14 protein-coding genes are annotated in these 14,032 nt (G+C 34.8%); 7 read left to right on the forward strand and 7 right to left on the reverse strand.

Features of this window, described 5'->3' with window-relative positions:
• Positions 1–104 precede the first annotated feature (104 nt).
• Entirely contained in the window at positions 105–1,184 is a 1,080-nt protein-coding gene (locus AO843_RS10905) for a CdaR family transcriptional regulator (RefSeq protein WP_054611152.1), read from the forward strand.
• Between the two features lie 39 nt (positions 1,185–1,223).
• Here the strand turns inward: AO843_RS10905 and AO843_RS10910 are convergent, their stop codons facing one another.
• Positions 1,224–2,729 carry a coproporphyrinogen III oxidase gene (locus AO843_RS10910; RefSeq protein WP_054611153.1) on the reverse strand — a complete coding sequence of 502 codons (1,506 nt, stop codon included), beginning with the start codon at positions 2,727–2,729 and terminating at the stop codon, positions 1,224–1,226.
• A 175-nt stretch (positions 2,730–2,904) separates the two neighbouring features.
• Here AO843_RS10910 and AO843_RS10915 point away from each other — a divergent pair, with 175 nt between their 5' ends.
• Complete coding sequence (locus AO843_RS10915; RefSeq protein ID WP_054611154.1) at positions 2,905–3,276, forward strand: hypothetical protein; 372 nt, start codon at positions 2,905–2,907, stop codon at positions 3,274–3,276.
• A gap of 54 nt (positions 3,277–3,330) precedes the next feature.
• On the opposite strand, the gene AO843_RS10920 is transcribed toward AO843_RS10915, so the two are convergent.
• From AO843_RS10920 to AO843_RS10935, 4 genes are all read right to left on the reverse strand, one after another.
• Positions 3,331–4,239, reverse strand: coding sequence for a copper amine oxidase N-terminal domain-containing protein (locus AO843_RS10920; RefSeq protein WP_054611155.1), 909 nt, complete (start codon positions 4,237–4,239; stop codon positions 3,331–3,333).
• Between the two features lie 122 nt (positions 4,240–4,361).
• On the reverse strand, positions 4,362–5,024 hold the full coding sequence (locus AO843_RS10925) for a ribonuclease H family protein (protein ID WP_054611156.1): 663 nt from the start codon (positions 5,022–5,024) through the stop codon (positions 4,362–4,364).
• A 131-nt stretch (positions 5,025–5,155) separates the two neighbouring features.
• Positions 5,156–5,503, reverse strand: a complete 348-nt coding sequence (locus AO843_RS10930; RefSeq protein WP_054611157.1) for a YlbF family regulator — start codon at positions 5,501–5,503, stop codon at positions 5,156–5,158.
• Between the two features lie 16 nt (positions 5,504–5,519).
• Positions 5,520–6,662 (reverse strand): DUF445 domain-containing protein, encoded by a 1,143-nt coding sequence (locus tag AO843_RS10935; RefSeq protein ID WP_054611158.1) that lies wholly within the window; start codon positions 6,660–6,662, stop codon positions 5,520–5,522.
• Positions 6,663–6,851: 189 nt separating this feature from the next.
• On the opposite strand from AO843_RS10935, the gene AO843_RS10940 reads away from it, so the two are divergent.
• From AO843_RS10940 to AO843_RS10955, 4 genes are all read left to right on the forward strand, one after another.
• Positions 6,852–7,055: a YheE family protein gene (locus AO843_RS10940; protein ID WP_054611159.1), complete on the forward strand. Its 204-nt coding sequence runs from the start codon at positions 6,852–6,854 to the stop codon at positions 7,053–7,055.
• Between the two features lie 171 nt (positions 7,056–7,226).
• Positions 7,227–7,643, forward strand: a complete 417-nt coding sequence (locus AO843_RS10945) for a hypothetical protein (RefSeq protein ID WP_054611160.1) — start codon at positions 7,227–7,229, stop codon at positions 7,641–7,643.
• Positions 7,644–8,121: 478 nt separating this feature from the next.
• Positions 8,122–9,459, forward strand: a complete 1,338-nt coding sequence (locus AO843_RS10950; RefSeq protein WP_255350374.1) for a hemolysin family protein — start codon at positions 8,122–8,124, stop codon at positions 9,457–9,459.
• Positions 9,460–9,649: 190 nt separating this feature from the next.
• Entirely contained in the window at positions 9,650–10,558 is a 909-nt protein-coding gene (locus tag AO843_RS10955; RefSeq protein ID WP_054611162.1) for a cation diffusion facilitator family transporter, read from the forward strand.
• A gap of 18 nt (positions 10,559–10,576) precedes the next feature.
• On the opposite strand, the gene AO843_RS10960 is transcribed toward AO843_RS10955, so the two are convergent.
• Both AO843_RS10960 and AO843_RS10965 read right to left on the reverse strand, forming a co-directional pair.
• Complete coding sequence (locus tag AO843_RS10960) at positions 10,577–11,320, reverse strand: effector binding domain-containing protein (RefSeq protein WP_231630119.1); 744 nt, start codon at positions 11,318–11,320, stop codon at positions 10,577–10,579.
• Positions 11,321–11,383: 63 nt separating this feature from the next.
• On the reverse strand, positions 11,384–12,313 hold the full coding sequence (locus AO843_RS10965; protein WP_054611163.1) for a helix-turn-helix transcriptional regulator: 930 nt from the start codon (positions 12,311–12,313) through the stop codon (positions 11,384–11,386).
• Between the two features lie 571 nt (positions 12,314–12,884).
• Here AO843_RS10965 and AO843_RS10970 point away from each other — a divergent pair.
• The gene (locus AO843_RS10970) at positions 12,885–14,006 is read left to right on the forward strand and encodes a response regulator (RefSeq protein ID WP_054611164.1); all 1,122 of its coding nucleotides are present in this window, start codon (positions 12,885–12,887) and stop codon (positions 14,004–14,006) included.
• The last annotated feature ends 26 nt before the right edge of the window (positions 14,007–14,032 follow it).

Here is a 14,032-nt window from a genome sequence, read left to right on the forward strand (position 1 = left end):
GCGCTTACAATTTATTATAATGACAATAAATTCAGAAAACATTATAATTGAAGTACAATTTATCTGTCCTATAACAGACTGTTTTTTATCCGAGGTGTATAAACATGTTGACAAAAAAATTAGCAGAAGAAATCGTCCATCAAACAATGTTGCGCTTACGTCACAATATTAACGTCATTAGCCCTACCGGTGTCATTTTAGCCTCTGGAGATAAGATGAGGGTGGAAGATATTCACGAGGGTGCGCTTTATGTAGCACAAACAAAACAAACGTTGATTATCAATGAAGAGAATATAAGATTGTATCCAAACACAAAACCAGGCATTAATATGCCTATTATGTATCAAGATGAAGTAGTAGGCGTTATTGGTATAACTGGAGATTCAGAGGATATGCTTGAAATCGCCAACCTTGTTCAACTAACAACAGAGATTATGACACATCAAGCACTCGTTGAGTCTAAAAGCGAGTGGCAGCGGAAAAATAACGACTACATATTCGAGGCACTTGTTCATGGAAGTAAGCTAGATGCTACATTAAATGAACGAATTCAAAAATTACCCTTCTCACTAATAGCACCCTTCCAAGTTATTTTATTGAGTTTAAATGAAACATCTTATTTAGAAAATACGATACCATTCTTTTTTGAAGATTTATTTTATAGACAGCCCATTCTAGCTGGGCATAGCCAATTACAGGAATACTATATTCTACTGACTAATTGTCAAGAACTAAGTTGTCGTCCTATTATAAAAGCTCTACGTAAGAAAAAACAAAAGCTACCTTCCTTGCAAATTGGTATTGGTCCCGTTGTGCAACATCTTTCCCAACTATCCTATAGCTATCAAGGGGCAAAAACTGCACTAGAATTTGCTACCCTCCATAACGAGCTTACTTTTTTTGAAGATGTAGAGTTATTTTCGCTTTTTAAGCATCGAGAATCAGAGGAAGTACAGGCTTTCCATCACCGAATACTTAAAAATATTAACGCAAAACAGCTTGAAACATTACAATCGTTTTTTGACTGCAATTTACAGTTAAAGCTTTGTGCGCAACATCTGAACATTCATCGTCATACACTTGCATATCGATTAAATAAGATAAGAGAGTTAACAGGCTATGACCCACAATATTTCGAAGATGCAGTTATATTAAAAATGGCGTGTACATTACGAACTCTATAATCAATAAAGGCAATCTGAACAAATCAGATTGCCTTTATTTTATACTTTGTATAATTCATCTAAAAACTCGATTTTTTTCCCAATAGCCTCTTCAAAGGTCATAATATATGCTGCTGGATCTTTTGGGTTGTGGAATTGTGTGATTTTTCCTGTGTCAGGATGAACAAATTTAGAAGATGCCCCACAACCAATTCCTAAAATTGTTTGTACTTCTTCCATAATAACAATATTATAGATACTTTCTTCACCAGCTTTACTATAACCAACATTTTCTAGGTTACCTAAAATATTTTTTTGACGATATAAATAATATGGAACATAATCATTTTCCTTTGTCCAAACTTGTGCCATTTCCATCATTTCAGCAACCGTATCACGATCCGCTACTTTATATTTATCTTTATTACGAGTCATCTCAGATGCGCGTTTAAATGATAGCGTATGGACAGTCAACGATTCAGGCTGCATTTTAGCAGATTCCACTAATGAATGCTGGAATTCCTCAATACCTTCATTCGGTAACCCAATAATGAGGTCCATATTTATATTGTTCATACCTGATTCACGAGCAAGCCAAAATTTATCAATTGTTTCTTGTACCGTATGATGACGCCCGATTGCTTTTAACGTCTCATCTGTATAGGATTGTGGATTAACACTAATACGATCAATTCCCCATTTTTTAAGCACTTCTAATTTTTCAGGTGTAATCGTATCTGGTCTTCCCGCTTCAACTGTAACCTCTCGAATTGTTTCAGGATTTGGGAATGACTCATACATCGTTTGATATAAGGAGTCCATTTCATCTGCTTCAATTGAAGTTGGTGTACCGCCCCCCCAATAAATAGAGGTGATTTTCATATTATTGTTCTTCAGCCATTTACCCATTTCACGTAATTCAATATGCAATCCATCTAAAAATGTAGTGACACGACCTTGCTTACGGTTACTACCTATCGCATAGGCAGGGAAGGTACAATAGGCGCATTTCGTTGGACAAAATGGAATACCGATATAAACACTGATCTCTTGCCCAATTTGATCAATATCTGGAATAGTTACTAATTGTCGTTCCACAATATCCTTTAAAAGTGCCACCTTCTCCGCAGACAAGCGGAAATCTCGAATTAATAGTTCAGCAATCTCTCGCTCACTTTTTCCCTCTTTTCTAAATTTATGATAGAGCTTAGTCGGACGGACTCCCGTTAAAATACCCCATTGTTGATGCACCCCTGTATGCTGCTCTAGAACATCTAAAAACACATGAGATAATGCACGTTTCATTCGAATATTGAGCTCACGACCAGTTGCGACTGACTCGTATTTTATGCTGTAATCATTTGTATATTGTTTTCCATCTACAGTTAATATGGCTTTTGTAGCTATAGAAAAGTTGTCTCCAACCTGATACGCAAATGAAACTGACATATCTGCACCCTCTGGCTCCACTCTCAGTTTGGAATCCTCAAAAAATAAATTCGCTATATGATTTAATACGCGAATCCAATCCTCAGGATATTTTTGATCTATGTGAATAATTTTCATATTGTTTCGCTCTCTTCTTTTCTTATTCCATATATATTGCAGATTTAAGTTTAACAAATTTCTATGACTTTAAGCAAAGTAACAATTAGAAACTATAAATAACAGAATATTCAGTCTAAATATAGACAAACTATTTTTTTGTCATTATAATTTTTTACAAAAGGTGGTGTTGATAGTGTTTCTTTTAAAAAATAGTAACCGTCCATCCATTTCTAGCTTTATTCATCAAGTAGAAGTAGCATTCCACCATTTTGACTTAGAACGATGTGACGAAAAAACATTGTATGTCACGGTATTATTTAAATATGGTACACATAACGTTCTTTTTGACTTTATCTACATCATTGACCAACAAGAAATTTATGGAGCTGTTTCTATCAACAAGCACTACGAGAAAGCAAGGGTATTTATTGAACAGCACTTCCAGCAATTTTTACTGTATTCAGATGAAATGATATTAGCTAAAAACTTTATGAAAACTACTTCTTTCAAGCAATGCCTACAGCAATTTGCGAAAAGATATCCGACTTTCATTTCTCCCAAATAGTCTCTTAAAAATACAAATAGTATGCCAACTTTTCTTGGCATACTATTTCCACTTTTATTTTAAATATTCTTCAATGAACTCAACAGGAACATATGTCTTCGTATCTTTTAGTGTTGGTGCCACTGTCAGTGTACGTATTGCCTTGTTATAACCAAACGTTTTTTCTCCACGTGTGATTGTATAAGATACGTTGCCTTTAGTTAGGATGGCACCTTTACCTGTTGCTTCTACTTTATAGCCAAGCTTTTCAGCAATACTACGTAATGGCACCATTGTTGTCCCTGCTTCTCCATAAAAATCAGTGGCGATGATGTTATCAATGTCTTCATCTACTGGATTCAAAGAGCCTTCCGGATAGTCCTCAAGAACGATTACTTTAGATGGCGTTGTTTGTGCTGGAATACTCTTAGTAGATGCAGTATAAAAAACAACTAGATACTTCTCAGCTAAATCCTTTGCCGTTACATTTTCACCTTTTGCGTTTAGTAGCTCCGTTTCTTTACCAATATTTAATTTTAAAATATCATACGTGTTTGTTAAATCCTCAAAGAAATAATCCACTTCCACAAAGCCAACATCTTTCGATTCTACAATGACAACTTCTGGATTGAATTGCGGCGGATAGATATATTTTTGTGGTTTATTAGCAAATGTATAAGCGACTACCTTATCACCTTCTTTAAGCTCCACTTTCTTACCAGTATTGTCAAACACAAGTGTGTCTTTAGTAATTTCTAGTACATTCGTTTGCTCTCCGTCTTTTACAGTGTAATATGTAATGTCTTTACCAACACGGACATCTTCAACCGTACCATGCGTATCATTGAAAATGTGGACTGGATCAATTTGAATTTGTGGAACCTCAACTTCAGCATTATGCTCATTTGCCGAAGCTATCGGCATTACAGCACTTCCCATTAATAATGCAGACAAAGCTGCTGGTGCTAACTTTTTCATGTACATAAAATATCTCTCCTTATTGTTTGAGTTCATAGGAGTAGTAGTTTCAAGATGGAAAAAGTTTCATTTCTTATAGAGAAATTTATAAGAAAGAGGTGACAGTAGCCACTGACACCTCATTTCAATCATTCTTTTACCATTTCCCTCAAACCAGTAATATCTATGCCGTTTAAAGCTTGTGTAGCAAGACGGTCTGTTTCTGAATTATCCTTACGCGATATAAGCTGGTAATCAGGTTGAATATTAAGTTGTGCTAATTTGGCATCAATTTTATCTGCCCAGCCCGCTAAATCCTTTTCTAACGCTGGCCATTCCCCACTTAATTGATTGATGACTACTTGGGAATCTCCTTTGAATTGGACAGGCAAATGGTGGACATTTAGTAATTCGAGCTCCACTAAACCTAAATAAAACGCAGCATATTCTGCTTCATTGTTAGTTTTGAGCTCAGATGAAAAAGCATTTCGTCTTAAACGATAGGGTTTACCATTTTGTTCATAATAAATGGCACATCCTAACCCTGCCTGTCTTGTTCCACGATCAAAGCCACCATCGAAATAGACAATAATATTATGTGGTTCCGTATCTATTTCCTTTAAATAGGTTTTTAGTTCTTTTACTGTCCAACTTGTATCCTGGCGATCTATACAATGAATTGAGCTTACTCTCCCCGTCTTTTCCATATCCTCTGCTAGTAATAGCGCTTGTGCAGCAGGCATTTCTTCTGAACGTAAAACAGTTTTTGCTCCTTTCGGTGTTTTATAGGTCCATTCAATGATTACATGCATAGTAATAACCTCCAATACTATTGACTGGTGTATATAAAGTAAAAACGTGCTCCGACTAGCGGATACACGTTTTCTTCTTACTTGTTATATGTGCAATTCCTAGGACAATTATTCCTTACTATATGGGTATTTTATTGAATTCCTTCATATAGGCTTTGAATTGGCTTTATTAAAATGCGATTCACTTCTTCAATGACTTTACTTAGTTTCATTTCTGCCTCTAACATAGCAGAAATCTTTTCATTTTGCTGTGCAAGTTGAGATGCTTTTTGAGCATAAACAAGCTCATCCTCCAATAAATCCTCTCCAGCTAGTTGTTTCTTTTGTAATTCAATTTGGATTTTACGGAAGTTTTTAAAGACATTTAATGCCTCTTCATCATTCTTTACAACTTCAACCGCCGTTTGTAAAGCCTCAAATTCAGGAATCTTACGGAAAGTTGCTTCTAGCGCATTAATGTCATTATAAATATTAATCATTTATACAATCTCCTTTTTAAATAAAGTAAACAATTAAACCTTGCACAATTCCAATCAATCCACCAAGAACTGCACCTAATACGGTAATCATTTTAAATTCACGTTTTGAAATACCTAATACAAGTTCCTCTAATTTTTCTACAGGGAATGAATCAACTTGCTCACGAACAACCTCTTGTAAGTTTAAACGTTTTAGTACATCCTCTAGTTTTTCCTCTGCCTTTCCAAAAGCTTTTTCTATAACTTGTGGAATGACCGAATTTTTCATCCACTCGTTTCCTTCAGGCCAGTAATAGGATATGGGATGATTTAACCGTTCAGCGACAGCTAATTGCTCTTTTACATACGTCTGTAATTTCGATAAAATCGGATCAAACTGTATGTCTTGTAAAAAGTCTATGGCTGGTCTGTCTTTTAATTTTTCCCATTCTTGTGTAAATATTTTCGTTAATAGCGTTGACGTACCTGGCGCTTGTAAAAATTTCACGAGCTCACGTTGAACTTTTCCAACAAGGGACGATGAATCACCTAAAAACATATTGATCATACCACCAAGTGACCCTTTTGATGATAAAAAATCATCAATCATCGCTTTAATTGTCATTTCGCCTTCAGGTGATAAAAAGTAATCCTCACCTTTTTCTAGTATATGACGTACAGCTACAGGAATTTTGGCATCAATAGTATCTTGAATATCAGCAGATAGCAGTGCACGAATTGATTTTGTTGATAGTGTATTCTTTACTGACGCAAATTGTCCCTCAACAATCGCTTCAACTTTCTGCTCAATGGTAGCCGGCATATGGGCAAAGCCCGCTAAGTTTAGCCAATCTTGAATGGTTTTATCGTTGGTAAAGATGGTTTCTTCAACCTTAGTTTGCACAAATTGTTCTACCTTTTCCTGAATATCCTTCGAGAAAAATTTCTTTCTAAATGTTTCAGGAGTTAATAAATAATTGACAACGGTAAGACCAAGCTGTTTTGCTAATTCATCGCGTCGTTTTGGAATAAGACCTGGTGTAAATGGAACGCGCCAGTTTTTAATATATATTGCATTATGTGGACGAAAAAGCATTTTGATGGCCAAATGATTAGTTACGCCTCCGATTGCTGCGCCAATAATCGCCATAAAAAGTAATGTCACGATGAAATTATCCATTAGTATCCTCTCAATTCAATTGTATTCACGATTGGCGTTTTTTGTCGCCTTCTGCACTCATTATAGCAGAGCAATGATTTTCAACGAAAGAAATACCCCCTTTAGATTTCAAGATAAAAGTGAATAGTTGCAAAATTACCATTATCCTTGAATAATATGAACTACATAATATAGAAATGAGGTTTGATGATGATTCAGCATTTCAGTTTTAAACCATTATTTGAAAATACTCAACTTCCAGGGTGGACCATTTCATTTTTTTATCAACGTGAACGATTCGCTGCTGAATATTTAAAAGATGGCACTATTCAATGGACAGGACCAACGCCACCAAACGAAGAAGATGTTAAAAAAATGATTCATGAGCTTATGTTATTTCATGTGTACGATTAAAAAAAATAGTATATTTTTCGCTAAATCTCCACATAAAAATACCTATTTTTACTATATATAGCACGTCCTTTATGCCAATTATGTTGATACATGTTGAAATTCCTATATTTTTCTTATACATTTAGGATAGCAACTTAATAGTATATGTTTTTTATGCAGGGGGCCATTTCAATGAGTAAAGTCACGCTTTCAGATGACTTAAATAGTTATAATTCAAAAGCATTAGTACGTGTAAAAGTAAAAGAATTTTTTTCTGAATTTTCAGCCAAAATATTCGAATTAGCTGACGAAGCCGGTATCTTAAATAGCAAAAAATTTGAAGCCATTTCTGGCTTTAAAAGCGATTTCTATAACGAATATTGCAGTCAATTAAAAGGTTTCTTTGACTCTTCTGCTAGCACTTTTGGTAAAAAGTCTATTAAAACAATGTATTTTACTTATGATGGTAAAAACTACGTTTTAACTCAGCAAGGTATTACGGAAAAAGCACCTGTAACCATAGCACCGTTTACGGGTGAATTACCTTTGAAAGAATCTTTTCATGATGTTGAGAAGGCATGTTTAAAATTGCGCTTTCAACAGGAATAAATCAATAAATATAGAAGGAGCAGTCTCAAATTGTTGAGACTGCTCCTCTTTTTTCCAACACTTTTCCTGCTGTTTATTGGGTCATAAAAAAGAGGAGTCTCAATTGATTGCTGAGGCTCCCCTTTAGCTATAAAAAATAATTCATTTAAAAAAATCCGCAAGTAAAAGCACTCTTGAGATTTTTGACGTGTCGGTTTATATGAGATGCAAAATGCTTCTTTCCTTAAACAAACTATCTTTGCTCAATTTTAAGTTAGCATATAGCAATGACGTTTTCAATCACTATGCTTTTGAATCTAGTTACTTTTTCAAATAGGAATTGAAAAACAACTGAAAAAGTTGTTGTCAATATTTGTGTTTTTCTTTTAAATAATTTATTATTGAAACATCCAACAATTTTTTAAATCATAGGAGGTGTACACTTTGTTTACTTCCCTCATTTGGGCGGGAACAAAGGAATTATTTGGACGGAGACATATTGGAGATAACCATTAGGTTGGCGGCATTCGCCCTACTAATTATAATGACAGGATTTTTCGTTGCAACTGAATTTGCAATCGTTAAAGTGAGAACTACCCGCATTGATCAATTGCTCGCAGAAGGGCATAGAAAAGCGAGAAATGCAAAACGTGTTGTTTCAGATTTAGATGAGTACTTATCAGCATGTCAGTTAGGTATTACCATCACTGCACTCGGTTTAGGTTGGTTAGGTGAACCTACATTCGAAATTATTTTGCACCCAGTGTTTGAATTTCTAAATTTGAATGGTAGTATTACATCTATCCTTTCATTCATACTTGCATTCTCAATCGTAACGTTTATGCATGTTGTTATTGGGGAATTGGCGCCAAAAACATTAGCCATCCAAAAAGCAGAATTTGTCACATTAAACCTTTCTGGCCCATTAATTTTATTCCACAACATTACCTATCCAATCATAAAGTTATTAAACGGATCTGCTCGTGGCTTAACCGGTCTTTTCGGCTTAAAAATGATGTCAGAATCAGAAGTAGCTCATACAGAGGAAGAACTACGTATGATTTTATCGGATAGTTTAAAAGGTGGAGAAATTAATAACGCAGAATATGAATATGTAAATAGTATTTTTGAGTTCTCAGATCGCCTTGCAAAAGAAATTATGGTTCCTCGAACAGAAATTGTCGGCATTGAAAAAGAACTGACAATTAAAGAAGTATTCGATTTAATGGGTGTTGAACAATATACTCGTTATCCGATTATTGATGGCGATAAAGACCATATAATTGGTTTAGTGAACATGAAGCATTTATTAACCGCTTACATTAAAGACGCGAAAAATGGGGATAAACCAGTTATTGACTATATGCAACCTATTATTCGTGTGATGGAAACAACGCAAATTAATGATTTATTACTTAAAATTCAACGTGAACGTATTCATATGGCCATTTTAATGGATGAATATGGCGGAACATCTGGTTTAGTGACGATCGAAGATATTATCGAGGAAATTGTCGGCGATATTCAAGATGAATTCGATGAAGATGAAATTCCGGAAGTACAAGAAATTGCAGAAAATCATTTTATTTTAGATGCCAAGATGCTTCTTGAAAATGTGAATGATATGCTAGGTACTGACATAGAAGATGATGATATTGATACTATCGGTGGTTGGTTTATGACAAAGCGCTTTGATGCAGTCGAAGGAGACAGCATTCTGGAGCAAGGTTATGAATTTATCGCAAAAGAATTAGATGGTCACCATATTTTATACTTAGAAGTTCTGAAATTACCTGAAAATGATTTATCAAATGAAATTGACGCTGTTATTGAGTAAAATTGCATTGCTATGTATTACTTGTCGTGCTACTATTTAAAGCACTCTTGTATAATCCAGGCTATAAATATGGGCTTTTCTTCACACCATATATAGGTGGGAGTTAATACCGTGATAAATAGATGAAACGACTCCCTTTTAAAAGGGGGTCGTTTTCTACTATCCGAAAGTTTTGTGAGGAGGAAACAAAATGGAGCTCTATACAAATTTACGTCAAGGGGAAAAAGGTGCTTGGTTATCCATTGGTACATATATCATCCTAAGCTCCATCAAACTTACCATTGGCTATATTGGCACGTCGGAGGCCTTAAAGGCAGATGGTTTGAATAACACCACAGATATCATCGCATCCATTGCGGTATTGATTGGGTTACGGATTGCGCAGAGACCACCTGATTCCAATCACCAGTACGGCCATTTGCGTGCGGAGACGGTTGCCTCTTTAGTAGCATCATTCATCATGCTTGTTGTTGGTCTCCAAGTATTGATTAATTCTTTACAAAGTCTATGGGCACCAACTGGTACAACTCCTTCCCTCTTAACAGCCTTTGTAGCGATAGGTAGTGGTGGAGTCATGTATATCGTTTATCGCTATAATTTAGCGCTAGCTAAAAAAATTAAAAGTACTGCTGTCAAAGCTGCCGCTTTTGATAATCGCTCAGATGCATTTGTCAGTATTGGCACAGCGATTGGTATTTTTGGAGCAATTTTTGGTTTTCCGATTATTGATTCTCTAACGGCTCTCGTTGTTTCCTTTTTAATTATTAAAACGGCAGTAGAAATCTTTTGGGAAGCTGTTCAAAGCCTTACGGATGCATTTGATATCGATGAAGTGGAAACTTTATCAGTACTAATTCGTAATGTGGACGGTGTAATCGAGCTCTTAGACTTTAAAGGTCGAGCTCACGGCAATATGCACTTTATCGATATAACAGTAACAGTTGACCCTTATTTAAATGTTTTTGAAAGTCATCGCATTACAGAAGAGATAGAACGTACCATTATGCGAGAAAATCGTTTTTGCCAGGTTCTTGTGCATATCGAACCACATATTGAAATGATCCCCCCGCAAAATGATAACAAGTCTCCTACCAATTGATTGGTAAGAGACTTGTTTTTATTTAATAGCGATATAAATTTCCACTTGTGCTTCTTGTGGGTTTGCGCAACGTTCATCATACAATTCAAAGTCACCTGTGTATGTTCGTTCCACCTGAGAATTTGCAAACCATGCCCAAATTTCTTGCCAAGTTTGGATGACAACTTCTGGCATCGTTCCTTTATGTGATGTAAAAACTAAATATTTGGCTGCCGGAATAGTCTTTAATACCAAGTCAGCAGATGTTTCATCCTTATTCGTTGTTTCTACACCAAGGGTAATTGAATAATTCCCGTTTACATCGGTTTCATAATCCGAATACAAACCGTACACATTTTGATTGTCCATCTTAGATACTTGCCCTATAATATCTTGCTCATAAAAATTATTCCATAATTGTGGAATCCTAGCTTGTGGCGTTAGTTCATTCGCATTGCTTGTTTGTGCTGATATTCCTACAATTTGAAACGTATCTTTTTGCATAATTTTTGGTTCTGACCATTCGTGTTTTCTCCATCTTTTTAAGCTTGGCAAAAAAGATCCAAGCATATTACGCGCCTCGTTTTCAGGCATGCCATCTTCCTTTAGATGCGGCACACAAATTTCAATCATTGCTTCAACAGTTAAATCGGGTTGTTTAAACGTCCCCTTCTCATAACAATATATACAATACTCTTGATTTTTGAGACCTTCTTGTTCAGTTCCTAATAATGCCTCTTCTACTAAAGGCATCCCACAGCTTTGACAATTATTTTGCATCATTATTGATTCCACCCTTCGCTTTATTTGTCCTTACTATAGCAAAGGAAACCTGACAACTGTCTGTCATCTATTAGCTGGATTTTTATATAATTCAACAATTTCTTGAGCACGTTTTGAAATAATGTCCCTTATGTAGGAAGGTTCCATAATTTTTATACGATTGCCAAAGCTGAGTAAGAAGCCATAAAGCCACTCATCTTCTGGTATGGATATAAAAATCTTTGACTGCTCATGATCGACATTTTCCACTCCAAAAGATTCCTCCACTAATGTAGTGATGGCTGTATCAAAAACGATCACTAAATCTACTACGTTTTGTGGCTTATGCCATTCTTTCCCCCATGGAAGTTCACTTAAATTAATTTCCTTACGCTCAAAGTGAATATCTGCTTGCTTTAAGTTCTTAATTCTTGCCAGTTTAAATAAACGAAAGTCCTTTCTTAACATGCAATAGCCATATAAATACCACATCTTCCCTTTCTGGACTAATGTATGCGGCTCAACTACTCGGCTTGTTAGCTCACCATGCGTCTTGGAATAAGTAAAATTTACACAATGCTTGTTTTCTATAGCACTTTTTAAAATTGTAATGTATTCCTTAAAAAGGACATTTGGCCCCCATGGACTAAGATCTACAAATAGATGGTCAATGGATTGTTTTACATGATCATCTGCAATACCTGTTAGTTTTTCAAGAACAGCTTCTGCGTGTGAATCTTCATAGGTAGTCAAAGCACTTTTAATAGCAATTGAAAGAGAAGCAAGCTCATCCTTCGTTAAAACCTGCTTATCAACACGATAACCATCTATTAATCGAATACCCCCATGAACACCTTGTTGACTAATAACTGGTACACCTGCACAGCTTAGTGTTTCAATATCTCGATAAATTGTACGAACGGACACATTAAATACTTCTGCTAATTCTTGTGCCGTAACCTTTTTCCGATTGATTAAAATCATCGTCATTGTTAATAGTCGCTCTAATTTCACAACAAGTCTCCTTTCCGAATATATCTTATTACTTCCACACTAAAATGCATTTTAATTACTATCATCCTATCTTTTTAAGTATTTTTTAAGTACTTTTTTAGTTTTATTTAAGACAAATGTACTATAATAACGCCTGATTAATTATTACAATCATTATACTATTTTTACAATTTTAGAAAAAATAATCCTTATTGAGTCCATCTCTTACAGCATTTATTTCCTACTAACTAATAAATTGTTTCAATTTTTTATAAGAATTGTTTGATAAATAAATGCCTAAACAATTATTTCAATTCTCTTAACACAAATAAAAAACTTCTATCTTCTATATAATGAACGGCGAATACTTTCTAAGAAGGATTTGGCGTGATGTGACACCACCCACAGGATTACTAACTCTCGCCTGTGGAAGACCAATAAAAAATTGCTTTATTTTAGTATCAAATTTTTAATAGCAAAATTAAGTGATTTTCATTTTTCATGCCCTTTCAGTATATATAGAAAGCCCTTTCAACCAAAATGAACTAGAGTTTTATGGTTTTCAATTTAATTGTAAAAAGGAGAGTTTGATGTGATTCGAGCCGTTTTAATAGACAATGAACCTTTAGCTTTACACTATTTTCAAAATAAACTACAAACCTTTCAACAAATACAGGTTATTCAAACTTTTACAAGTGTAGAAGCATTTCTTAATGAGCTGCCCTCCATAGAATTTGAGGTTATATTCTTAGAGGTAAAGCTCAAAGAACTATCTGGACTTGTAGTAGCTGATATTATCAAAATGGAGCGTCCGCATGTCAGTGTTGTTTTTATTACTTCCTACCATGAATTTGCTTTACAGGCTTACGAAATTGGTGGTCTTGACTATTTATTAAAACCCATCAGCCATGCTCGTTTAGAAAAAACAATGACTCGTATAGAGCATGAATTTTCTATACAGCAAATGCTTCAACAAGCTACACAAACGGTATTAAAAGTGCAATGCTTTGATCAATTTGCTGTTTATAGCAATAAAAGCTTAGTGGCATTTAAAACAGAAAAGACGAAGGAATTGTTTGCCTACTTTATTTTGCATCCAAATATTCCAATCCACCGAGATTATTTAATTGAAATACTCTGGCCAGATTTAGACTATGTAAGAGCCAAATCAAATCTTCATACGGCTTTGTCATATTTAAGAAAAACGTTAAATACGATTGGCTATGAAAACTGTATTGTCTTTTCAAATAAGTACTATGTCTTTGAAAAACCAAGCATTGTGTGTGACTTATATGATTTTCAAAAACTTCATGAGGATTTTTCGCGATTGGAGTTTCCCTCCATCTCTTTGATACATCAATGTCTTTCTATTTATAAAAATGGCCTACTTGTTTTCGATGATTATGAATGGGCAACTGCCTATAAAGATAGATTAACGAAATCATACATAGAGTTATTAGAAAAAGGATTTCAAACTACGGTCTTATCTGATACTGAAAAAGCTATTGAATGTTTACATGCCTTATTAGAATATGATCCATATAATGAACAAAAACTTGAGCACTATTTATACACGCTAATTCAGGCAGGTCTTCCTGAACAGGCACACAAAATTTACCAAACTTATAAACAAAAATTAAAAGAAGATTTAGCATTAGCTCCAAGTTCCACTTTATTAGAGATATCTAAAAAATTATTTGTGCAAACTAAGTAACACCACACTAAAAACGACGGGCTCCT

The organism is Lysinibacillus sp. ZYM-1, assembly GCF_001308875.1.
Classification (GTDB): Bacteria; Bacillota; Bacilli; order Bacillales_A; family Planococcaceae; genus Lysinibacillus.

What these genes read in the sequence shown, in the direction of transcription:
- AO843_RS10905 (WP_054611152.1), top strand. Translation starts at nt 105, where the DNA reads ATGTTGACAAAAAAATTAGCAGAAGAAATCGTCCATCAAACAATGTTG.
- AO843_RS10910 (WP_054611153.1), bottom strand. Translation starts at nt 2,729, where the DNA reads ATGAAAATTATTCACATAGATCAAAAATATCCTGAGGATTGGATTCGC.
- AO843_RS10920 (WP_054611155.1), bottom strand. Translation starts at nt 4,239, where the DNA reads ATGTACATGAAAAAGTTAGCACCAGCAGCTTTGTCTGCATTATTAATG.
- AO843_RS10925 (WP_054611156.1), bottom strand. Translation starts at nt 5,024, where the DNA reads ATGCATGTAATCATTGAATGGACCTATAAAACACCGAAAGGAGCAAAA.
- AO843_RS10930 (WP_054611157.1), bottom strand. Translation starts at nt 5,503, where the DNA reads ATGATTAATATTTATAATGACATTAATGCGCTAGAAGCAACTTTCCGT.
- AO843_RS10935 (WP_054611158.1), bottom strand. Translation starts at nt 6,662, where the DNA reads ATGGATAATTTCATCGTGACATTACTTTTTATGGCGATTATTGGCGCA.
- AO843_RS10940 (WP_054611159.1), top strand. Translation starts at nt 6,852, where the DNA reads ATGATTCAGCATTTCAGTTTTAAACCATTATTTGAAAATACTCAACTT.
- AO843_RS10945 (WP_054611160.1), top strand. Translation starts at nt 7,227, where the DNA reads ATGAGTAAAGTCACGCTTTCAGATGACTTAAATAGTTATAATTCAAAA.
- AO843_RS10955 (WP_054611162.1), top strand. Translation starts at nt 9,650, where the DNA reads ATGGAGCTCTATACAAATTTACGTCAAGGGGAAAAAGGTGCTTGGTTA.
- AO843_RS10960 (WP_231630119.1), bottom strand. Translation starts at nt 11,320, where the DNA reads ATGATGCAAAATAATTGTCAAAGCTGTGGGATGCCTTTAGTAGAAGAG.